The organism is Shewanella alkalitolerans (genome assembly GCF_019457575.1).
Classification (GTDB): domain Bacteria; phylum Pseudomonadota; class Gammaproteobacteria; order Enterobacterales; family Shewanellaceae; genus Shewanella; species Shewanella loihica.
Window position 1 is genome coordinate 2,001,539 of the sequence record NZ_CP080422.1, and the last position, 21,136, is coordinate 2,022,674.

Below are 21,136 nucleotides of genomic sequence, written 5' to 3' on the forward strand. Positions count from 1 at the left end.
CAAAAAGGAATGAAGATGAAAGCTTGGATTGGAATCATGTTTGCCACAGCAACAAGTCTGCTGACCGGCTGCGGCGATGATGTGGGCAAGGTGAGCCTGGGGGTCTTTACCACCAAGGATGTGATCATCGAGGCCAGACAAGATCCTAAGATCCCCGGGGTGACCTGTCATATCAGTCGCATCGAGGCAAATCTGGACTTTGCCGATCCGTCGGATATGGGGATCGCCTGTCGTCAGACCGGACCGATTTTGCCTGCGGATCTCGCCAACATCGACAAGAGCCACGGCGGCGAGGTGGTGTTTAAGGCCTCACTGAGTATCTTGTTCAAATCCCTCAAGGTGAGACGCATCTATGACGCCGACAGCCAGACGTTGATCTATCTCTCATACTCCACCAAGGAGACTGATGGCAGCCATAAGCACAGCCTGTCGACCGTGCCCCTGTACGGCACCCAGGCCTGGCAAGCGCCTGCGGCGCAAAACGAAGCGCCAGCGGCTAAGAACTGAGCGCCAGCGGCTAAGAGCTGAGAGCCAGTGGCTAAAAACTGATCGCAAGCAGCGCAAAACGAAGCGCCAGCGACTCACTAGCGTGAATCGGAAAAACCTGCAGGTAATCAAAAAAGGAAAACGCCGTCATCTGACGGCGTTTTTTATGGGTGATCCCCACGCTTATTTAGGCGAGGCGCTAGTCGCTCTGGCCATCCAATACCGCGTTGTAGCGGGCAAAGCCGGCCTCAAGATCTTTGATGAGATCCTCAGGATTTTCCAGGCCTACATGCAGGCGGATTAGCGGCTTGCTGCTGTCCCACTGGGTGGCGGTGCGCAGTTTGTCGATACCGAAGACCCCCAGGATCAGGCTCTCGTATCCGCCCCAGGAGAAGCCCATCTTGAAGTGGTCCATACCTTCGACAAAAGCAGTGATCGCCTTGATATTGCCGCGCTTGAGCACAAACGAGAAGAGGCCGTTTGAGGCGCTGAAATCCCGCTTAAAAAATTCATGCCCAGGGCAGGTGTCGAAGGCGGGGTGGCGCAGATGATCCACCTCGGGGCGTGTGGCCAGCCAGTTGGCGATCGCTAGGCCATTCTTCTCATGCTGGGCCATGCGTACTCCCAGGGTGCGTAGGCCGCGACTGGCGAGATAGATATCGTCCGCCGAGGTGCATTGGCCCATGAGGTAGCTGTTTTCCCTGAGCTGGTCCCAATGAGCCTGGTTGGCGGTGGCGGTTCCCAGCATCACATCCGAGTGACCGACGATATATTTGGTCGCCGCCTGGATCGAGATATCCACCCCAAGCTCGAAGGGGCGGCAGTTGATGGGTGATGCCCAGGTGTTATCTAGCATGACCACCAGATTGTGGCGATGGGCGATGGCGCTCAGGGTCGGCACATCCTGCACCTCCAGGGTGATGGAACCCGGGGATTCGAGAAACAGCACCTTGGTATTGGGACGGATAAGCGCCTCTATGCCATCACCTATGAGGGGATCATAGTAAGTGGTCTCTATGCCGAAGCCCTTGAGCAGCTTGTCGCACAGATCCCGAGTGGGTTCATAGGCGGTGTCGACCATCAGCAGATGATCGCCAGCCTTGAGAAAGGAGAGCAGGGCGCCTGAGATGGCCGCCGAACCTGAAGGGTAGAGGGCGGTGCCTACGCCGCCTTCGAGTTCGGCGATGGCCGCCTGGAAGGCAAAGTGGGTTGGGGTGCCGCGACGACCATAAAACATCTCGCCGTTGGCGCGGTTCTTGGTGGCATGACGCATATCCTCTATGGTGTCGAAAACCACGGTGGAGGCGCGAAACACCGGCGGGTTGATCACCCCCTTGCTCCATTTCTTGTCGCGGCCGACGCTGACTATCTTGGTCTCTCTTTTCATCCCATACTCTCGTGTTGGCAACTCAATGCAGCCATCTTAACATCTATACGGCTAAATGAAAGTGAGATTTATTGGAGTGGTTTTCCTTTTAGCGTGTAGGCTATTGCGCCTCCAGCGGCAGACGGATATGGATAACCACGCCGGTGGCCTGACCATCCTGCATCTGGTTCTCTGCGCGTATGCTGCCCTTGTGAAAGTCGGTGATCAAGCGGGCGATATAGAGGCCGAGACCCAGGTGAGGCTTGTCCTGCGCCTTCTGGGCGCGCACAGACACCATGGACTCGAAGATCTGCTCGCCCATGTTGGCGGGTAGCGAAGGCCCCAGGTTACTCACGCTCAGCAGCGCCTGACGGCCCTTTGCCTTGAGTGACACCTTAATCGGCGTATCGCTCTGGCTGAACTCGATGGCGTTGGCGATCAGCTTGTCCATCAGCTGGGCGATATACTCGGGCACCCCTCGCATGGTCATGGGCTCCTTGTCTATCTCTAGCTCAAATACCTGATTGGCATAGGTCATCTGATAGCCCTGCATACAACCTGAGATCACCTTGGAGAGGGGGAAGTTGTCCACCTCGGCGTCGGTCAGTGCCTCTTCGAGACGGGTCGCCTCGCTCATGTTGTTGAGGATCATGTTGAGGCGGCTCACCCCTTCGTGGGCGCGATCGACATACTTTTGATGTTGCGGCGGCAGATCCTGGCTGTTGAGGTGCTCGAGTGACGAGCGTACCACGGCGACCGGCGTGCGCAGCTCATGACCGAGGCGCGACGACATGTTCTCCAGATAGTGAGTATATTGGCTCAGTCGGCCGACTATGCTGGAAAAACTACGGCTGAGATCGCCTATCTCGTCGCGCACCTTAGAGCCGACAATCGCCTTTCTGATCCGCCCCTGGCTGTCGATCGCTTGCTCGGCATCGTCCCTCAGCTTACGGATGCGGCTGGAGATGCTGGAGGCGAAGAAGAAGAGCGCTAGTGTGCCCATGCTCATCACGGTCAGGATCACGTTAAACAGCTTCTCCAGCGCCTTGTTGCGCAGGGTGCGGATGCCGTGGGTGGTCTCCTCGGCGATCACCACGCCCATCACGGTTTCGTCGATCCAGATAGGGCTGGCGGCAGCCAGGATCACCGCCTTGCCATCTGGGCTGAGGCGCCAGGTGGAGCCAAATTGACCCGCCAGGGCCTTACGGATATGGCTGCCCTCGAGCACAGTAGAGTCTTTGAGCGAGTCGACGAAATGCTTAGGCGGCGTGGTCAGGATGCGATAGTAGATCGGGTGCAGGAACTGCTGCTTGAAGCGGCCCCAGAAGGTGTCTGGTGTCTGCTCGGTCGCGGTCTGCGCCCACACATTGGTGCTGCTGTAGATGTCGCCGGATTTCGCCAGTACCCGGCCGTGGCGATCCACCACCCAGATCCGCGAGCTGTTGTGGCTCATCCCCTTGATGATGCTCTCGATCTCAGGCGAAGGCACCAGTACCGTCCCCAGCTTGGTGACATCATCCGTGGCCGAGGTGCCGACGATCGCCTCGACGTTACGCGTCTTTCTGTCGTTAACATCGACGATGGCGAAACCCAGCTTACTGCCCACCATCTCCAGCGGCATCCTCAGCTCGATGTTGTAGCCTTTATCTGTCTTCAGCCACTTGCCCTGAATGCGTACCTCTGGAGTAACGGGCTGGGACTTGCGGGGATCGGCGGGCAGCTCGAAGGCGCTGATCCAGCCGTCACGTATGGTGGCGACGATGTAACGGCGAAACTGGCCGTCGGGCGCTAGGGTGGCGATGGCCAGATGATCGTTGTTGTCGATGCGCAGGCTGTTGGTGCCGCGGTAGATCACCTTAGGATCTGTCACCTCGAAATAGCCATAGAGGTAGCCGGCATACTTGCCCACCATATGGGTGAAACTGACGTTGAGAGGTTTGCCATCATCGGCCTTAAACAGCTGGTGATCGGCGCCGTAGGTCACCGCGCGGTGGCGGTTAGAGGCCCATTCGCCCAGCTTGCCATCCAGATGGATAGGGCCGGTTAAGGGGTAGGCGTAGAGATCCCGCCCCTTTTTTACCTGTGACAAGAAGCTTGCCTGCTTGTCGAACAGCTTGGGACGTTCATGCAGGGCGGTGGCTAAGGCTTGAGTGGTGCCTTCAAGAGTCTTTTCCTGGCCGTGGCGCAGGTATTTTTCCATCTCCCACACATATTGATAGCCCAGCCAAGGCAGGCAGAGCAGGAACAGGGAGAGTACGGCGACCTTAGTGCGCAGGCCGATGGGCAGATTAAACATGCTTAGTCTTGGGTATCCCAGCGGTAGCCCATGCCGTAAACGGTATCGATGCAATCGAATTCTGGGTCCTGGCTGATAAATTTCTTACGGATCCGCTTCACGTGGGAGGTGATGGTGCTGTCATCCACATAGATCTTGGCGTCCTGCATCAGCGCCTGACGGCTACGTACATGGCCTGGGCGCTTGGCCAGGGCGTGCACCATCCAAAATTCGGTCACCGTCAGCTCGATAGGCTGCTGCTTCCAGTAGACCTGGATACGGTTGACATCTATGGTCAGGTTGCCGTGCTCTATCATGCCATCTTGCGGATTGGCACCATTTTGGATGTCCGAGCGCCTAAATAGCGCGGCTAGGCGAGCGATCAGATGGGGGAAGCTGACATCCTTGCTCAAATAGTCGTCGGCGCCCAGTCTCAGGCCGCAGACGGTGTCGAAGTCACTGTCTCTGGCGGTCAGAAAGATGATAGGCAGGGTGTTCGACATGGCCCTGAGTGACTGGCACAGGGTAAAGCCGCCATCTATCTCATCTTCCAGGCCGATGTCGATGATTGCTAAGTCAGGCAGACGCGTGTTGAAGGCCTCCATGGCGCTGGGGCGGTTGGCGTACGCCTGCACAAAGTAGCCTTGCTGCTGCAGCACCTCTTTGTAGTTTTCGCGGATAGCCGCCTCATCTTCCACTATTGCAATACGCTTCATGATCCATCCATTACAGCTTAGGGTTTCTGGAGTGTGACTATACAGCAAAATATCTGGGAGAAAAGTGGCTCGGGGTAAAAGCCATTTTCTTGCCACATTTGGTCTGCGCATCGTCATTTTTGCACCCCGGACTTGCCATTTCACTCAGGTTTAATGACCTCATCGACAGGAACCACAGGGTTCTTATTTACCAATCCATGTCAACTTGAGGATTTTCCCATGAAGAAGCAGATCATTGCCGCATTAATCAGTGTTTCGTTATTTGGCAGCTCAATGGCTTTCGCTGCCCCCGCAACTCAAGCGACTCAAAGTACAAACAACAGCTCGGCCGATGAAGAGGCGCTTATCGGTGTGGGCTCAGGCATAGTGCTGGGCGCTGTGGTTGCCGGCCCTGTGGGGGCGATTATAGGCGCCTTCACCGGCGGCATGATAGGTCAGACGGTAGCCAACGACAGCGAGATCAAACAGCAGCAGGCCACGTTAGCCGAACAGGAGAGCCGCATGATGGCGCTCAAGCAGCAAAATGAGGCGCTGCTGACGGTGCAGCAGGAGTATCAAGAGGCCAAGGTGGAACTGGCACAGCTTAGACAGCATCAGGGCACCCGTTTGGAAGAGCTGGCCCTGGGGCTCAACGTCCAGTTTAAGACGGGCTCATCTACCGTCGAGCCGCACTTTCAGAGCCAGCTCAACGAGGTGGCCGATGCCATGGCGATCTCCCCGCAGCTTAAGTTAGATCTCACCGGCTACGCCGATCGCCGCGGCGACAGTAGCTACAACCAGGCGCTGTCTGAGCAGCGTGTGGCCGAGGTGAGAAGCTACCTAGTCTCCAGAGGTGTGGATGAAGCCCGCTTAGATGCCAAGGCCTATGGTGCCAGCGCGCCGGTGAAGGATGAACAGAGCTTCGAAAATGACTTCTTCGATCGCCGCGTCACCATCAAGTTACTGCCTGGCGATACCGCCCTGGCATCTAACTAGATCTCGCACCATGAAGCAACGCGTAAAAGGAGAAGTAAGATGTTGCCACGCCCGCGTCTCAGGATGAACCAGACCGACCTTTGCCCCCCGAGGGGGGCGCTTTTTTCTCGCCAGCGGCTGGTGATCGCCGCCTTGGTGTTCAGCGTCAGCGCGATTGGCTCGACGACGCCAGCCTTTGGGCGCATGGGTCAGCAAGCTGGTGTTAATGTGACGGCAGCCAAATATGGTGAGCAGCTGCACCATTTCGATCTGCCCGCCGCCGATGAGCCCACCTTAGGACAGGGCGTGCTCGAGTATCGCTTAGATGGCGTTCAGCTAACGAGCGAGGTGCCCGCTACGGCGCTTGCCGTGGATACCCAGGTGCAGATGAACATCTCTGGTTGGATCAACCGGGTGTCGGTAAAGCAGGTGTTTGTGAACGACAGCGAGCATTGGCTCAATGGCCGCTATCAATTTCCGCTGCCTCACGATGCGGCGGTCGACAGCCTCAAGCTGCATATCGGTCAGCGGGTGATAGTCGGTGAGATCCAGCCCAAGGCAGTGGCGAGGCAAACCTTTGAACAGGCCAAGGCCAGCGGCAAGAAGGCCAGCCTGGTGAGCCAGCAAAGACCCAACATCTTCACCTCTGAGGTGGCGAACCTGGGGCCCGGCGAGGCACTGGTGGTGGAGATCGCCTATCAACAGCAGGTGCGTTATCAAGATGGCGAGTTTAGTCTGCGATTTCCTACGGCAATCACCCCGAGATACTTTCCTAAGGGGCAGGCTCCAGACTTAGAACAAGCATCAGTTAACGATGCAAAAAGACTTAACGCCCTGAATGAGGGCACGCAGAGCGATGAGCAGAAGCTCTATCTGGATGTGATACTGGATGCTGGCATGGCCATCAGCCGACTGGAGACCCCCTATCATCAGATGCGCCAGACCCAGCTTGGCGGCACTAAGATAGGGCTCAATCTCACTGCCAACCTGAGACCCGATCGCGACTTTCTGCTTAAGTGGCGGCCGCTGCTTGCCGAGCAGCCGAGCGCCGTGATGTTTGCGCAATTAGGCAAGACACATGAGTTCAAGACTCATGAATTCAAGAATGAAGAATCTCTTGCATCTTCACAGGCTCACAATGATCAGGTGGTGAGCGAAGCGAATCACGCAGCCGAGGTGCAAGCGAGTGATAAAGAGGCGAAAGACAGTTATGCCCTAGTGATGCTGATACCGCCCCAGGATAAGGCGAGGGTGCGCCTGCCAAGAGAGCTGACCCTGGTGATCGACACCTCTGGCTCAATGACGGGGGACTCTATCGCCCAGGCCAAGTCGGCCATCTTAAACGCCTTAGCCGGCCTTGGCAGCCAAGATACCTTCAATGTGATCGCCTTTGACAGCAGCGTGCGCAGCCTGTCGCCGGTGGCCTTGTCAGCCACTGCGGCCAATTTGGGCAAGGCCAATCTGTTCGTGCAGAGCCTGGAGGCCGATGGCGGCACAGAGATGGCCCCGGCGCTGCTGCGGGCCTTGAGTCAGCCAGAATCTGGCGTGTCGCCCATCTCTTCGGCCGTAAAACCCGAGCGTTTGAAACAGGTGGTGTTTATCACAGACGGCGCCGTGGGCAACGAGGCCTCGCTGTTTGCGCTGATCGCCGCCAATATCGGCCGACAGCGGCTGTTTACCGTGGGCATAGGCGCGGCGCCTAACGGCTACTTTATGGAGCGCGCGGCCAGGGCGGGACGGGGCACTTACACCTATGTGGGCAAGATAAGCGAGGTGGATGCCAAGATAGGTGAGCTACTTGAGAAGATTGAATCGCCGCAGATCAGCGATGTGACTCTGACCTTGGACGATGGCTCGATTCCCGATTACTGGCCGGTGCAGATAGGCGATCTTTATGCCCATGAGCCGATCATGGTGGCACTGCGACTCACGCCCGCCCAGAGATCGCGCAGCGATGCCCTGATCATCTCGGGCGATCTCGATGGCAAGAACTGGCAGCGCCGCCTGGCCTTGACGGGGGGCGATAAGCCCAGGGGGATAGATCTTATCTGGGCGCGCAATCAGATAGCCAGCCTGCAGCTGAGTAAAAACGCTAAGAATCAGGCGGCGATAAAAGAGAGCGTGACCCGATTAGCGATGGATTACCACTTGGTCAGCCCATACACCAGCCTGGTGGCGGTGGATAGGACGCCATCACGCCCCGAGGCTATGGATGCCATGGAACTGTTTAAACCGGCTCCTATGCCGATGCAAAATCAGTGGCCGCAGACCGCCACCGAGAGTCGTCTCTACTTGGCACTGGGCGCCATGATGCTGCTCCTGATCGGCGCCTATTGGGTGAGTTATCTGCCTTGTCTGCGCGGGCTTTGGCGCAGACGCTTGGAGGCCTGATGATGAATCGTCGCAGACGCCTGGGACTCAGGCATGTTTTGCTTCTGACCGCCTTGATGGCGGCAATGACACTGATCTTTAAAGGAGGCTATATGCAAGCCAAGGCACATTTTGCCCAGTTTCTGATCGAGCGGGCATGGGACAGAACCTTAGCGGATCGCCAGCAACATAAGCCCTGGAGCTGGGCCGATACCTATCCGATCGCCAAGCTGCACTTTGAGGACGAAAAGGGGAGGCGCCGCGGCGCGCCGCTGTATGTGCTGGCAGGCGCCTCCGGGCGCAATCTGGCTTTCGGACCCGCCGCCATCCTGGCGGATAATCAGATCAATCATTGGGGTAACACGGTTATCGCCGGTCACAGGGATACCCATTTCGCCAGGCTCGAGGGGATCTATCCGGGTCAGGTGATCACCCTGCAGGATGCCTCGGCCGAGACGATGAGTTATCGGGTGCTGGGCACTAAGGTGGTGGATGAGCAAGATACGGCGCTGCTGGCTCAGGAAGATGCACTGCGTCTGACCTTAGTCACCTGTTATCCCTTCGACAGCCTGGGCGGCCAGAGTCGTCAGCGTTTCGTGGTGATCGCCGAGCCCATGCTTAGTGAGGGGGCAGGAGCGAATGGGGGGGAGAAGGCTGTAGCGACGCGTCTGCCCGCATCGCCGGATACGCCGACTATCTCTGAGGAAACTGAGCTATCTAATGTACCTCAGTCGCCTCAGGGATATCAGTCACCTCAGTTACGTCAGCAATTGGGGCGACTTCAATCTTAGCGTCTAGCGTTCACAGGTTGGCCTTTAGCGCTCACAGATTAGCGATTAGCGCTCAAAGATTAGGGATCAGTGCTCATCGAATAGGGATCAGAGCGGCATCACCCGATTTCGGCCCAGGCGTTTGGCGTCGTAGAGAAAGCCATCTGTGCGCTCGATGAGTGACTCGAAGGTGTCTTTTGCCTGCCATTCGCTCACCCCAAACGAGGCGCTGATCTTATCGATCGTCTGATTCTTGCGTCTGTCCTTGAGGGAGATCTTCTCAAGTGTGCGGCGCATGGCGTCGGCCAGATGGCGCGCCTTGCGCTGATGGCTGTTTGTCACGATTAAGGCGAACTCTTCGCCGCCATAGCGGTAGAGCTTGACTCCGTCGCGGCAAGATTCGTTGAGGCGCTTAGCCACCGCCTTTAACACATTGTCGCCGAGATGGTGGCCATAGGTGTCGTTAAAACTCTTGAAATGATCCACATCGGCCAAGATGAGGCAGGTACCTTCTGGAGATTGAGCCAGCAGGCCCTTGAGATCTTGGTCGAAGGCGCGGCGGTTGAGGGCACCTGTGAGGGCGTCATGGTAGACGTCCTGTTCTGAGCGTTTCAGCGCCTCTCTCAGCGCGGCTATCTCTTCCTGGGCCTTGTCGAGTCGGCCGGTAAAATATTCGGTACTTTGGCGAATATCGTCTGACTCCTTCACCAGATCCCGCACCAGTCCCAACACCTTCTCCAGGCTCAGGCCCTCCTCCTCGATGCGATTGAGGCGATTGAAGTTGCTGTCCACCCGCTGCTGAAAGACGGTGGCGTCCTGGTTGGTATCCTTGATCGATTGCGACAGCTCTATGGTCATGGCCTCGAGATTCTGGCGCATGTTGAGCACATTGACCTCGCTGGGATCGGCAATATGTTCGCGGTATAGCAGCTCGGCGGTGACCGGCGGACAGGTGTTGTACTCATTGACTATCCTGTCCATCTTGGTGATGAGTTCTGGATTTTGTTGACCTACGTAGGCGTACCAGAGGGCATAGTTGGTGGGGGTCGTCGGGATCTGATGCTTTAACATCAAGGGGACGGCTCTCTTGAGATTGATTGCGGCTTCGCGCAGCAAATCTTTGCTCATATCGACTCCAGAAAAACGTGGTCTCGTTTGCGCCAAGTAGATCAAGGGGGCGCTAAGTGGTGCAATGTCTTGCCGTTGGCAGATGACGCCCCTTAAGCGGTCGCTAATTAAAGCATAGCCACCAAAGTGACGCCCTGCCTTTCTATACTAGAGAGCCTTAATTAAGACTTTGTTGATTTGGCGCCCATTTTAGCCAATTAGGATCCAGTTTGCTCTGCAGACTAAATACCTGATGCTGACCGATGCGATTTTGCTCTGTGGTCGCCGATTGAGTCGCCACACCTATGCCGCCGGCGATAATGGTCTCAAGGGAGCCGGTTTCTATCTGCGCGCCGGAGAAGAGGCCGAGATCGACCTTGATGCCGGAGAGATCCCAGAACTGACTGCTCTGATTCACCAGGTGGCTATAGTCCTTGGCAATCTGCGCCGTCATCTCTACCTGAGTACCGGTGGGCGAGAGTTGCACCTGTTTGACTTCGCCAATCTTAATGCCGCGGAAGATGATAGGCGTGCCTATCTTGACCGAGCCCAGGTTGTCATCCACCAGGGTGAAGGTGAGGGCATCTTGACTGAGCAGGGTGGGCGATTCGACGCTGCCCATAAAGTCATGCACCTGATTGCCACTCTGGCCCGGTAGCACAGACACATAGGGGCCAGTGATCAGGGTTTCGGCAGCGGTGACGCCGGAAAGCGAGATGTTAGCATCGACGATAAAATATTGGGCGTCGTCGACCAAGAAAGGCGCGGCGTAGTCGCCATAGAGGTAGGCATCCACGCTGACGCTGCGTAAGTCCTGTGACAGCTTGACTCGCTCGACTTCGCCTATCTGGTGGCCCTGATAGCGTATCGGCGCGTGGCTGCTCAGGCGGGTGCTGGCATCGAACACTATGCTGATGGGAGTTGCCTTGGTGCGGGCCAAAGTCTCTGAGCCATAGAGGTGGCTCTGATTGCCGATATCGTCTTGTTCCAGCAGTCCAAGGGAGACGCTACCCTTTAATGCGCCTTCCAGCGGCGCCACGTCAACCTTGACGCCGTTGAGGCTGGCATCGACGCTCAGCGCACTGTTACGCCAGAAGATGGTGCTTGGCTTAACCAGAGAGGCGAACTGCTTGTCGATACCCAGCTCGATGGCAAAGTCTTCGCTGCTGGCGCGCCAGTTGACTCCCTGCACCTCACCGATCTGCATCTTCTTGTAGTAGATGGGGGAGTGGGCGGCGAGTCCGGCACCATCTGGGCTGCCAAGCACTATCTTGAGACGATTCTGCTTGGCGAGATAGCCTTCTGCCTGCTTAGTGTTGGCAAACAGCGGCAGCGATTGGCTAGGATTAGCGGTCTTCTTGCTGCGGCCCTGCACCAGGCTGATGGCGCCCTTGGTGAGCGTGGTCAGATCCCTCGTGTTTACGCTCACGCCATCAAGTGAAGCGTCGATGGCCAGAGCAGACTCGGCAACGAAGTAGCTCCCCTGATGGATAAGCTTGGCAAACTCTGGCCAGATCTGGATGCGGTAGGCAAGACCCGAATAGTCAGGCTTAAACTCGACGTTATCTACCTGACCTATGGGCAGCTGCTTAAAGCGCACTTCGGCGCCGGCGTTGATCCCCGGGTTCTCCTCGGCGCTTAGGCTTAGCATGAGTGGCGTTTGTGAGTGCTTTGGCGCCTTGGCCAGCAGCGGATAGCTGGTCTGGTGCTCGCCGCTGCCGGGTAGAAAGGCCACCACATTACCGGTCACCAAACGGCTGGCATGCTTGATGCCGCTGAGGGAAAGATCAGCGCCCTCTAGCCAGAATTGGCTGTCTGTGCCTAATAGCTCGGCATATTGGGTGGCGATGCTGGCATCGAAGCTGACGCCCGCTTCAGTCAGGTGAGTCTGGGTGATCTGGCCGATACTGATGCCGCGATAGACGATGTCGGCGCCCGTGCTCAGGCTATCGGCATCGTTGGCCGTGAGGCTAAAGGTGATGCCACCGAGGGCATGTTCCTTATCTTCGAAGATGGTGAAGGTCTGATTGACGCTGGCTTGTTCGCTGCTGCCCTGGGATGAGAAGCTGACGCCGCCGGCGAGGATGGCCGACAGGCTCTCTGTCTTGACCTTGATGCCTGAGAGCGAGGCGTCCAGCGCCAGGCCAGAGACGTTCCAGAAGCGTGAGTCTTGCTTCACCAGATGGGCATACTTCTTCTCTATATACGCATTGAAGAGGATGCTGTCGTCGTTCACCAGGCGGTAGCTGACTATTTTGCCGACCGGGATCTGACGGTAAAACACCTGAGAGCCCACATCTAATGAGCCGAGGGATGCGCTGGTGAGTTCTATCATCAAACCGTCTGAGCCAGGTGCCACGGGCGGCGCCTGATCTTCGGCGGTAAATTCGTTCTTGTAGTCCCCCTCGCCAGGCTGAATGGCGATATAGTTGCCCGAGAATAGGGCGTCCAGCCCCTCGACGCCGGTGATCGAGGCCTTAGGGGTCACCAGCCAAAACTTGGTTTCATCGCGCAGGAAGGGCGTCGAGCGGTAGTCCATCAGCAGATCTACGTAAACGCCCTGGAGCTGGTCGTCGATACTGATATCTACCACCTTACCCACGGTGAGGCCCTGGTATCTGACCAGCGTCTTACCCACGTCGATCCCCGTGGCGCTGGGGAAATGAATGCGCACCTCGACGCCGGATTCGCGAATACTCTTGATGCCCAGCCAAGCACCGAGTGCCAGGGCGATCAGGGGAAGTAGCCAGATGGGAGAGAAGAGTTTTTTCTTAACGACTTTTGGTGTTTCAATTTGTGTCATCTTTCGATTCCAATCGGTCCCAGAGTAAACGCGTGTCTAATACTTTTGCCGCCAGCTGTGTCAGCAGGATCACCAAGGCGAAGGCGGTGGCCGCCGGTGCCGGTTTGGCATCCCAAATCTGTCCCATGTTTATGAGCGCCGCGGTAATGGAGATCACAAACAGATCCAGCATGGACCAGCGGCCTATCCATTCGATGATATGAAAGCCGGCCATGAGTGTCTTTTTCGAGATCGGCAGGCGATAGCTGATCGCCGTCAGATAGAGCGCCAGCCCAAAAATCTTCAACATAGGCACTAAGATACTGGCGGTAAACAGAATAATGGCAATAGGTAATAGGTCTAGGTGCACCAGATGATTGATGCCGCTGAAGATGGTGTCCTGGCGTACCTGCCCCTGACTTGTCATGATAGTGATGGGGTAGAGGTTGGCCGGAAACAGCAAGATGGCGGCGGTGATCAGTAGCGCCCAGCTCTTCTGTACGCTGGTGCGATCCCGGCTCTGCACCGCTTGTCCGCAGCGCGGACAGTTACCCTGCTCGAGATGGCAGAGGAACTTGCAGGTAGGGCAGTTGGTCAACCCCAATGATTCGCCCTGGGGAGGCCTGCTGAGCTTACTCATCCAGTACGCCCCACATATGTTCTATGTCATATTCCCGCTGCATGAAGATCACCATGATAAACAGCATGGTGAAACAGAAGGTGCCGATGCCAAAGTAGAGGTCGGTGTAATCTGAGAGCTGAAATACCGAGACGAAGATGCTGATCATATAGATCTCCAGCATGGAGAGCTGGGCCAATAAGCTGTGCTGTTTCAGTAGCTTCTTATAGATGTTGCGAAAGAAGGGCACCTTGAGTCGGTATTTGACGATCAGCACCTGGGTCAGAATCGACAGAATAAGCAGGCCGGGAGCGATCACTGCCGCCACTAACACGGCAATGCCAACCACCCAATAACCCTGTGAGGCAACGGCCATGGCGCCGCCGGCTATGGTGGTGGTGCGAATACTGCCCAGAAAGTGCATCTCAAGCACTGGGAAAAAGTTGGCGGGAAAATAGAGCACCAGCGCCGTGATACACAGGGCCAACATGCCGTTGAGCGAGCAGTAAGGGGTATCATAGAGGTTAGTGTGGCAGCGAGGGCAGAGGGCCCGCACACCCGTTGGCAAAGCGCGTTTTCTCACGACCAGATCGCAAGCACGGCAGAGAACGATACTCTTATCTAACACCTCTGTTTTCATATCTGTTCTGGGGCGCTTCCTGTCATCTAAGGTCATAGCAAGAGTGCTAATTTCTTGATATAGACCAGTAATCTATTGCCTATAAGATATTACTATAGTCAATCTATTGAAATACCTAATAAGTTGGCTCCCAATTCCGGAGCTTATAGTTGCGCAGATTCTAACAGATAAAGTTTGAGACTTGCATAAGAAGTTGTATTTATGAGATTCTACAACTGTATATAAAAACAGTGTGAGGGCGGATATGGCAGTTATAACGAAATTTGTCGTAGTCAGAGAAGGGGTGGAGAAGATGACATTCACATCTAAGAAGGAGGCGGATGCCTACGATAAGATGCTCGATATCGCGGATAATCTTCTTCCTTTTATCGAGCAAGTTGATTTAGGCTTAGATGAAAATGCATTGGAACAACTCTGTTTCTACATGGCAGAACATAAAGATCAGCTCATGGGGCTCTTAAAAGGTGGCGCAGTGACAAAGGCTGCACCGGCTAAGAAACCTGCGAAAAAAGCAGAATCAAAAGCTGAAACGAAAACATAAATTGTTAGGAAATTTGTATGAGTACACCTTGTTATACGACGCTTACCCGTCAAGTTGAAGCCCTGTTTAGCGGCGAAGATAATCTCGTTACTGCGATGGCGAACTTCTCGGCGTTGCTCAACGAGCATCTGGATGATATTAACTGGGTTGGCTTTTATGTGCTGCAAGGTGAACAACTGGTTCTGGGTCCCTTCCAGGGGAAAGTGGCCTGTACCCGCATCCCAATGGGTAAAGGGGTTTGCGGCACCGCGGCCCAGAATAACACCACCCAGCGCATCGCCGATGTCCATGCCTTCGACGGCCACATCGCCTGTGATGCCGCCAGTAACTCGGAAATTGTTATCCCGCTGCGCCGCGAGGGTCAGGTGATCGGCGTGCTCGATATCGATAGCCCCTCATTCTCTCGTTTCGACGAGGCGGATCAATTGGGGCTAGAGTCCTGCGTAAAAAGTCTGGAAAAGGCTTTATTTGCTTAAACTACAACCAATTTTGCATAATTGATGGTCGCTTTCGTCTGGCGCGCCCTTATAATAGGCCGCTTGATGAATTCAAAAACACGCCGTGACATTTTTCATTAGTTGAAATGAATACATGGCGTTTATTGACTGTAATTGATAAGGTATGTTGGATTGTGTGGTCGCCGCCCAGGGGCAAATAAGCGACCCGATGTCTAACCAATATGAACGACACGCCAGTGCCGACGTTAACCCGGCGAGGTGATAGTCCCTTTTAAACTGTGGAAGTAATGATGGAATCAACAGAAAAGTTGACCGACACCAACGCAATTCTTGCGTATTTATATGAAACATTTCCTTTATGCTTTATCGCTGAAGGTGAAACTAAGCCTCTAAAAATAGGATTGTTTCAAGACTTGGCTGAAAGGTTAGCTGATGATTCTAAAGTCAGTAAAACGCAATTAAGAATCGCCTTACGCCGTTACACCAGTAGCTGGCGTTACCTGAAAGGGGTTAAGGCTGGGGCACAGCGTGTCGATCTTGACGGCAACGAGTGTGGCGAGCTGGAACAAGAGCATATCGACCATGCACAGGCTACACTGAAGGAGAGCCAAGAGAAGGCTAAGGCAAAGCGTGCGGCGAAAGCGGCAGCAGAGAAAACAGACAAGTCTGGTCCTAAGCCTGAGAAGAAAGCCTTCAAGAAGCCACTGCCTAAGCGTAGTAGCAAACCAGCGCCTAAAGCGGCTAAGCCACAGGTTGAAGCAAAGGATTTAACCCCGGCAACACTGACTGAGTTGAAACCAAATCAACGCGTGAGTGTCAAACTAGGTAAATCGCCTGTTGCAGGTGTTGTCCTGGACATCAAGAAAGAAGATGTTCAAGTGCAGTTAGATTCAGGATTAACGGTAAAAGTCCCGGTAGAGCATATCCTGTTATAACTGTTCATCGTTTAAAAGGAGTAACTTGTTGATGCGAAAACTCACTCTGGCAGCATCCATTGCCAGCATCTTTGTAGGATTCTCGGCATGGGCACTGACGCCCAGTATTCCATCTAGCGAGTTGCCCTCTCTAACGCAAGAGCCGCAACATAAAGTAGCGAGTAAGCGAGTGACGGGTCTGTTCACTCGCGCCCATTATCATAGATTCGATCTGGACGACGCCTTCTCAGAGCAGGTGTTCGATCGCTATCTTAAGCAGCTCGATTATCGCCGCAATGTCTTACTTCAGAGTGATATCGACAGTTTCAAGCCCTATGCGACCCAATTCGACGACATGTTGAAGAGCGGCGATCTCACTGCCGCCTACAAGATGTTCGATCTGGTGCAGCAGCGCCGCTATGACCGTTTTGCCTACGCCTTATCCCTGCTCGACCAGGAGATGGACTTTAACGTCCCCGGCGACAGTTATCAATACGACAGAGACGATGCCGCCTGGCCAAAAGATGAAGCCGAGCTCAACGAGCTGTGGCGTCAACGGGTCAAGTACGATGCGTTAAACCTCAAGCTGACCGGTAAGAACTGGGATGAAATTGTTAAGGTGCTCGATAAGCGCTACAACAATGCCATCAAGCGTTTGAGCCAGACTAAGAGTGAAGATGTTTTCCAGGGTGTGATGAACGCCTTCTCTCGTAGCGTCGAGCCACACACCAGCTACCTTTCACCGCGCAACGCCGAGCGTTTCCAGATGGAGATGAACCTGAGCCTTGAGGGCATAGGCGCCGTGTTGCAGATGGATGATGACTACACAGTGATTAAGAGCCTGGTTGCTGGCGGCCCTGCGGCCAACAGCGAAAAGCTGGCGCCGGAAGATCGTATCGTGGGTGTCGGCCAGGAAGGTAAAGAGATAGTCGATGTGATCGGCTGGCGACTGGATGATGTGGTCGAGCTGATCAAGGGGCCTAAGGGCAGCAAGGTTGTGCTGCAGATCCTGCCTAAGAAGGGCGGCTCTTCTGCCAAGCCAATCGACGTGACCATAGTCCGTGACAAGATCCGCCTAGAGGATCGCGCCGCGACCTCTGAGGTGATCGAGCCGGAAACCGGTGATTACGCCGGCCGCAAGGTCGGGGTGATTAAGATCCCAGGTTTCTATATGAACCTGTCTCAAGATGTCACCAAAGAGTTGGTTAAGCTAAAAGAGGCCAAGGTTGAAGGTGTGGTCATCGACCTTAGAGGTAATGGTGGCGGCGCATTAACCGAAGCGACACTGCTTACCGGCCTGTTTATCGAGCAGGGCCCGGTGGTACAGATCCGCGATGCTAACGGTAAGGTGTCGCAAAACCGCGACAATGACGGCCGTGTGACCTATTCTGGACCGCTCACCGTGATGGTGGATCGTTACAGTGCTTCGGCATCTGAGATCTTCGCCGCCGCACTGCAAGACTATGATCGCGCGCTTATCGTAGGTGAGTCGACCTTTGGTAAGGGCACAGTGCAGCAGCATAAGAGCCTGGGCCGTATCTATGATATGTACGACAAGCCTATCGGCCATGTGCAATACACCATCGCCAAGTTCTACCGCATCAATGGCGGTAGCACCCAGCTTAAGGGAGTGACGCCAGACATTCCATTCCCGAGTGCACTCGAGCCGGGTGAATACGGCGAAGCCGAGGAGGCCAACGCACTGCCTTGGGATAAGGTGCCAGTGGCTCAGTACGGTACGCTTGGGGATATCACTCCAGAGCTAGTGACTAATCTTGATTCGCGTCACCAGCAACGTATCAAGAAAGACGTTGAATTTGGCTATATCGATCAAGATATTGCCGAGTTCAAGAAGAGTCACAAAGAAACCAGCGTCTCTTTGGTCGAAAAAGAGCGTGTGGCCGAGCGTGAAGCCAACGACGAGAAGCAACTTGCGCGTCTCAACGAACGCCGCGCCGTGGATGGACTCGAAGCACTTAAGTCTCTGGATGACGCCGAAGAAGATGTGAAGGCGCCAGATGCATTTCTCGATGAGACTGTCTATATCACACTGGATCTAGTGGATATGGAAAGAGTGGCTAAAAACCAGGCGAAATAATATTGAGCCAAATTTTTTAAAAACGCGCTATTGGCGCGTTTTTTTATAATCTTTTCAGATGAGGGAATCTTAATGGCACAGGTTAAGGCCAAATATTTAAAAGACTATCGCGCACCGGATTTCACTATTACTCAGGTGGATCTCTCTTTTGTGCTCGATGGTGCCAATACTCAGGTGACTGCGGTCAGCCAGGTGAAGCGTCTAAAAGATGCTGTACACACCCTTGAACTGGACGGTGAAGGCTTAAGCGTTAGCCAGCTGCTGGTCGATGGTAAGGTTCATGATTATCGCGTCACCGAGGGGCAGCTGAGTATCGAAACCGACTTAGCCGACTTTGAACTCACCATAGTGACTAAGCTGGATCCCGAGGCTAACCTGGCGCTGGAAGGCCTATACATGTCAGATGGCGCCTACTGCACTCAGTGTGAGGCGGAAGGATTTAGACGCATCACCTATTTCCTCGATCGCCCCGATGTGCTGGCGATTTACAAGGTGCGCATCGAAGCCGACAAGGCGGCGTTTCCTTATCTTTTGAGCAATGGTAACCGTGTCGATTCGGGCGAACTTGACGGCGGACGTCACTTCGTCTGTTGGGAAGACCCTTTCCCGAAACCTGCGTACCTGTTTGCCTTAGTCGCGGGTGATTTCGATCTGCTGGACGATAGCTTTACCACTAAAAGCGGCCGCGAGGTTGCGCTGCAGGTCTTCGTCGACAAGGGCAACCTGCATAAGGCTCACCACGCCATGGCATCGCTGAAGAAGTCGATGGCCTGGGATGAGAGCCGCTTCGATCTCGAATATGATCTCGATATCTACATGATAGTCGCGGTGGATTTCTTCAACATGGGCGCCATGGAGAATAAGGGCCTGAACGTGTTCAACACTAAATATGTGTTGGCAGATAAAGACTCGGCAACCGATGAAGATTATCACGGCATCGAGTCTGTAGTGGGCCACGAGTATTTCCATAACTGGACGGGTAACCGTGTCACCTGCCGCGACTGGTTCCAGCTGAGTCTGAAAGAGGGCCTGACGGTGTTTCGCGATCAGGAATTCAGCTCAGATGTGGGTTCGCGAGCGGTCAACCGTATCCATGCCATCAAGGTGATCAAAAACCAGCAGTTCGCCGAAGACAGCGGTCCAATGGCCCATGCCATTCGCCCCGAGTCTGTGATCGAGATGAATAACTTCTATACCGTAACCGTCTACAACAAGGGCGCTGAGGTGATCCGCATGATGCACACCCTGCTCGGTGAACAGGGCTTCCAGGCGGGGATGAAGTGTTATTTTGAGCGCCACGACGGTCAGGCGGTGACCTGTGATGATTTCGTCGCGGCGATGGAAGATGCCAGCGGGGTGGATCTGACTCAGTTCAGACGTTGGTATAGCCAGTCGGGTACCCCTGAGCTCTCTGTCGCCGAGTGCTATGACGCCGAAAAACAAGAATATCGTCTGAGCCTGCGCCAGCATACGCCGCCGACGCCGGAGCAGAGTGAGAAGTTACCGCTGCATATCCCGCTCGATCTCGAGCTGCTTGGCAGCGACGGCCGTTCGCTGCTCAGCCAGGTCTTTAGCATCACAGAGGCAGAGCAAGAGTTGGTGTTTAACGGCATGAGCGAGCAGCCTGTGCCGTCATTGCTGCAAAATTTCTCCGCGCCGGTGAGACTCAACTTCGACTATAGCGTAGAGCAACTTATTCACCTGATGCGCTATGCCAGCAGTGAGGTGGCCAAGTGGGAGGCCTCGGCCGCACTCTTTAGCCAGGCGGTTTGGCAAAATGTGGCCCATCTTAAGGCGCAGAAGGCTATGTATGTCGACCCTCGTTTGGTCGATGGGGTGAAAGGCTTACTGCTCGATGAGCAGCTGGATCAGGCATTGCTGGCAGAGGTACTTAGGTTCCCAAGCTTAAATACCCTGGTAGAGCAGGTGACTAGTGTCGATCTCGATGCCCTGGCTGCGGCCCGCGAGTTTATGCTCGAAGAGATCGCCGCTGGTTGTGAAGATGAGCTGCTTGCGCGTTATCGTGAGCTGAGTCTGTTAGACGATGCCGGGGCGAGAGCCCTGAAGAATGCCTGCCTCGGTTTACTGCTGCAAACGTCAGATGCTCATCAAGGCCTGGCTCAGCGCCAATATGAGCAGGCGGGCAACATGACTGATAGCCTGGGCGCTCTGGCCGCGCTCAACCTTGAGCAGTCTGAGCTGCGCGCCAGTCTACTGCAAGACTTTCAGCAGAAGTGGGCCGATACGCCATTGGTGATGGATAAATGGCTGACGCTGGAGGCATGCTGCCCGGGTAAAGATCGCTGTGACGCACTGCGTGAGCTTACCCAGCATAGTGCCTTTAGCTTCGCCAATCCCAACCGGGTACGCTCCTTGATCGGCGCGTTCGCGGCGGCAAACCCTGAGGGGTTCCACCGCATCGACGGCAGTGGTTATCGTTTCCTGACTGAAGCTATCATTAAACTTAATACCTTAAACCCTCAGGTGGCTGCACGTATCATTACGCCGCTGATCCAATTTAAGAAGTTTGATGAACAGCGCCAGCAATTGATGCGCAGTGCTCTGCAGGAGATTTTGGCCTTGCCGGATCTGTCTAAAGACCTTTATGAGAAGGTCTCTAAGGCGCTGGCTTAGTTACTGGCTTAGTTTCTGATTAAGTTACTGGCCTAGTTTCGGACTAAGTTACAGGCTCATTTTCTGGATTAGTTACTGGCTTAGCGGTTAGCGAATCGTTAGGCTGACTTAACGTAAACAGATTGTCTAAGAGAGTAGGGCGAGGTGTATAGCATCTCGCCCCATTTTAGAAAGCAAACTATGATGATATTTACCTTTCCCATGCAGGTGAGTTACCAGGAGTTTCTCAATTATTATCAAGGCAGTATCGATAAGATTGAGGTGAAAGACAGCTCAGGTAAGACTCTCTGGATCCACGCCCGTCACTTCAGACCTTTTCTGACCACCTCAGGTATCAGGGGTTACTTTCGTCTGCAACTCGATGACCAAGGTAAACTGGTTTCTCTGACCCAACTTTAAGATTATT

17 protein-coding genes are annotated in these 21,136 nt (G+C 54.8%); 10 read left to right on the plus strand and 7 right to left on the minus strand.

Annotation, left to right across the window (positions count from 1 at the left end; all coding sequences use genetic code 11):
• The first annotated feature begins 9 nt into the window (after positions 1–9).
• Positions 10–507, plus strand: coding sequence for a CreA family protein (locus K0J45_RS09025; protein ID WP_220045031.1), 498 nt, complete (start codon positions 10–12; stop codon positions 505–507).
• Between the two features lie 178 nt (positions 508–685).
• Here the strand turns inward: K0J45_RS09025 and K0J45_RS09030 are convergent, their stop codons facing one another.
• The 3 genes from K0J45_RS09030 to pdsR form a co-directional block, all read right to left on the minus strand.
• Positions 686–1,873, minus strand: a complete 1,188-nt coding sequence (locus tag K0J45_RS09030) for a cystathionine beta-lyase (protein WP_220045032.1) — start codon at positions 1,871–1,873, stop codon at positions 686–688.
• A 100-nt stretch (positions 1,874–1,973) separates the two neighbouring features.
• Complete coding sequence (pdsS, locus tag K0J45_RS09035) at positions 1,974–4,148, minus strand: proteobacterial dedicated sortase system histidine kinase (RefSeq protein ID WP_220045033.1); 2,175 nt, start codon at positions 4,146–4,148, stop codon at positions 1,974–1,976.
• A gap of 2 nt (positions 4,149–4,150) precedes the next feature.
• Positions 4,151–4,843, minus strand: a complete 693-nt coding sequence (pdsR, locus tag K0J45_RS09040) for a proteobacterial dedicated sortase system response regulator (protein WP_011865589.1) — start codon at positions 4,841–4,843, stop codon at positions 4,151–4,153.
• Between the two features lie 219 nt (positions 4,844–5,062).
• Here pdsR and pdsO point away from each other — a divergent pair, with 219 nt between their 5' ends.
• The 3 genes from pdsO to K0J45_RS09055 are packed head-to-tail and all read left to right on the plus strand — an operon-like array spanning position 5,063 to position 8,958.
• Positions 5,063–5,818: a sortase-associated OmpA-like protein PdsO gene (gene pdsO / locus K0J45_RS09045; protein ID WP_220045034.1), complete on the plus strand. Its 756-nt coding sequence runs from the start codon at positions 5,063–5,065 to the stop codon at positions 5,816–5,818.
• Positions 5,819–5,857: 39 nt separating this feature from the next.
• Positions 5,858–8,188 carry a marine proteobacterial sortase target protein gene (locus tag K0J45_RS09050; RefSeq protein WP_220045035.1) on the plus strand — a complete coding sequence of 777 codons (2,331 nt, stop codon included), beginning with the start codon at positions 5,858–5,860 and terminating at the stop codon, positions 8,186–8,188.
• The gene (locus K0J45_RS09055; RefSeq protein WP_258406802.1) at positions 8,188–8,958 is read left to right on the plus strand and encodes a class GN sortase; all 771 of its coding nucleotides are present in this window, start codon (positions 8,188–8,190) and stop codon (positions 8,956–8,958) included. The genes K0J45_RS09050 and K0J45_RS09055 overlap by 1 nt, the downstream gene beginning before the upstream one ends.
• A gap of 87 nt (positions 8,959–9,045) precedes the next feature.
• On the opposite strand, the gene K0J45_RS09060 is transcribed toward K0J45_RS09055, so the two are convergent.
• The 4 genes from K0J45_RS09060 to K0J45_RS09075 form a co-directional block, all read right to left on the minus strand.
• Positions 9,046–10,065: a GGDEF domain-containing protein gene (locus K0J45_RS09060; protein WP_220045036.1), complete on the minus strand. Its 1,020-nt coding sequence runs from the start codon at positions 10,063–10,065 to the stop codon at positions 9,046–9,048.
• Positions 10,066–10,222: 157 nt separating this feature from the next.
• Entirely contained in the window at positions 10,223–12,847 is a 2,625-nt protein-coding gene (locus K0J45_RS09065) for a PqiB family protein (protein WP_220045037.1), read from the minus strand.
• Complete coding sequence (locus tag K0J45_RS09070; RefSeq protein ID WP_220045038.1) at positions 12,834–13,466, minus strand: paraquat-inducible protein A; 633 nt, start codon at positions 13,464–13,466, stop codon at positions 12,834–12,836. The genes K0J45_RS09065 and K0J45_RS09070 overlap by 14 nt, the downstream gene beginning before the upstream one ends.
• Entirely contained in the window at positions 13,459–14,085 is a 627-nt protein-coding gene (locus tag K0J45_RS09075; RefSeq protein WP_041406612.1) for a paraquat-inducible protein A, read from the minus strand. The genes K0J45_RS09070 and K0J45_RS09075 overlap by 8 nt, the downstream gene beginning before the upstream one ends.
• A 244-nt stretch (positions 14,086–14,329) precedes the next feature.
• On the opposite strand from K0J45_RS09075, the gene K0J45_RS09080 reads away from it, so the two are divergent.
• The 6 genes from K0J45_RS09080 to K0J45_RS09105 all read left to right on the plus strand — a co-directional run bounded on the left by K0J45_RS09080 (position 14,330) and on the right by K0J45_RS09105 (position 21,129).
• The gene (locus K0J45_RS09080; RefSeq protein ID WP_011865597.1) at positions 14,330–14,626 is read left to right on the plus strand and encodes a YebG family protein; all 297 of its coding nucleotides are present in this window, start codon (positions 14,330–14,332) and stop codon (positions 14,624–14,626) included.
• 17 nt (positions 14,627–14,643) lie between these two features.
• Positions 14,644–15,102: a GAF domain-containing protein gene (locus tag K0J45_RS09085; RefSeq protein ID WP_220045039.1), complete on the plus strand. Its 459-nt coding sequence runs from the start codon at positions 14,644–14,646 to the stop codon at positions 15,100–15,102.
• 272 nt (positions 15,103–15,374) lie between these two features.
• Positions 15,375–16,019, plus strand: a complete 645-nt coding sequence (gene proQ, locus K0J45_RS09090) for an RNA chaperone ProQ (RefSeq protein WP_220045263.1) — start codon at positions 15,375–15,377, stop codon at positions 16,017–16,019.
• A gap of 31 nt (positions 16,020–16,050) precedes the next feature.
• Positions 16,051–18,096, plus strand: coding sequence for a carboxy terminal-processing peptidase (gene prc / locus K0J45_RS09095; RefSeq protein WP_220045040.1), 2,046 nt, complete (start codon positions 16,051–16,053; stop codon positions 18,094–18,096).
• A 72-nt stretch (positions 18,097–18,168) separates the two neighbouring features.
• On the plus strand, positions 18,169–20,730 hold the full coding sequence (gene pepN / locus K0J45_RS09100) for an aminopeptidase N (protein ID WP_220045041.1): 2,562 nt from the start codon (positions 18,169–18,171) through the stop codon (positions 20,728–20,730).
• 180 nt (positions 20,731–20,910) lie between these two features.
• Complete coding sequence (locus K0J45_RS09105; protein WP_434086958.1) at positions 20,911–21,129, plus strand: DUF2835 domain-containing protein; 219 nt, start codon at positions 20,911–20,913, stop codon at positions 21,127–21,129.
• Positions 21,130–21,136 lie beyond the last annotated feature (7 nt).

Coding starts and splice junctions, on each gene's coding strand:
- K0J45_RS09025 (WP_220045031.1), top strand. CDS start 10: ATGAAGATGAAAGCTTGGATTGGAATCATGTTTGCCACAGCAACAAGT.
- K0J45_RS09030 (WP_220045032.1), bottom strand. CDS start 1,873: ATGAAAAGAGAGACCAAGATAGTCAGCGTCGGCCGCGACAAGAAATGG.
- pdsS (WP_220045033.1), bottom strand. CDS start 4,148: ATGTTTAATCTGCCCATCGGCCTGCGCACTAAGGTCGCCGTACTCTCC.
- pdsR (WP_011865589.1), bottom strand. CDS start 4,843: ATGAAGCGTATTGCAATAGTGGAAGATGAGGCGGCTATCCGCGAAAAC.
- pdsO (WP_220045034.1), top strand. CDS start 5,063: ATGAAGAAGCAGATCATTGCCGCATTAATCAGTGTTTCGTTATTTGGC.
- K0J45_RS09050 (WP_220045035.1), top strand. CDS start 5,858: ATGTTGCCACGCCCGCGTCTCAGGATGAACCAGACCGACCTTTGCCCC.
- K0J45_RS09055 (WP_258406802.1), top strand. CDS start 8,188: ATGATGAATCGTCGCAGACGCCTGGGACTCAGGCATGTTTTGCTTCTG.
- K0J45_RS09060 (WP_220045036.1), bottom strand. CDS start 10,065: ATGAGCAAAGATTTGCTGCGCGAAGCCGCAATCAATCTCAAGAGAGCC.
- K0J45_RS09065 (WP_220045037.1), bottom strand. CDS start 12,847: ATGACACAAATTGAAACACCAAAAGTCGTTAAGAAAAAACTCTTCTCT.
- K0J45_RS09070 (WP_220045038.1), bottom strand. CDS start 13,466: ATGAGTAAGCTCAGCAGGCCTCCCCAGGGCGAATCATTGGGGTTGACC.
- K0J45_RS09075 (WP_041406612.1), bottom strand. CDS start 14,085: ATGAAAACAGAGGTGTTAGATAAGAGTATCGTTCTCTGCCGTGCTTGC.
- K0J45_RS09080 (WP_011865597.1), top strand. CDS start 14,330: ATGGCAGTTATAACGAAATTTGTCGTAGTCAGAGAAGGGGTGGAGAAG.
- K0J45_RS09085 (WP_220045039.1), top strand. CDS start 14,644: ATGAGTACACCTTGTTATACGACGCTTACCCGTCAAGTTGAAGCCCTG.
- proQ (WP_220045263.1), top strand. CDS start 15,375: ATGGAATCAACAGAAAAGTTGACCGACACCAACGCAATTCTTGCGTAT.
- prc (WP_220045040.1), top strand. CDS start 16,051: ATGCGAAAACTCACTCTGGCAGCATCCATTGCCAGCATCTTTGTAGGA.
- pepN (WP_220045041.1), top strand. CDS start 18,169: ATGGCACAGGTTAAGGCCAAATATTTAAAAGACTATCGCGCACCGGAT.
- K0J45_RS09105 (WP_434086958.1), top strand. CDS start 20,911: ATGATGATATTTACCTTTCCCATGCAGGTGAGTTACCAGGAGTTTCTC.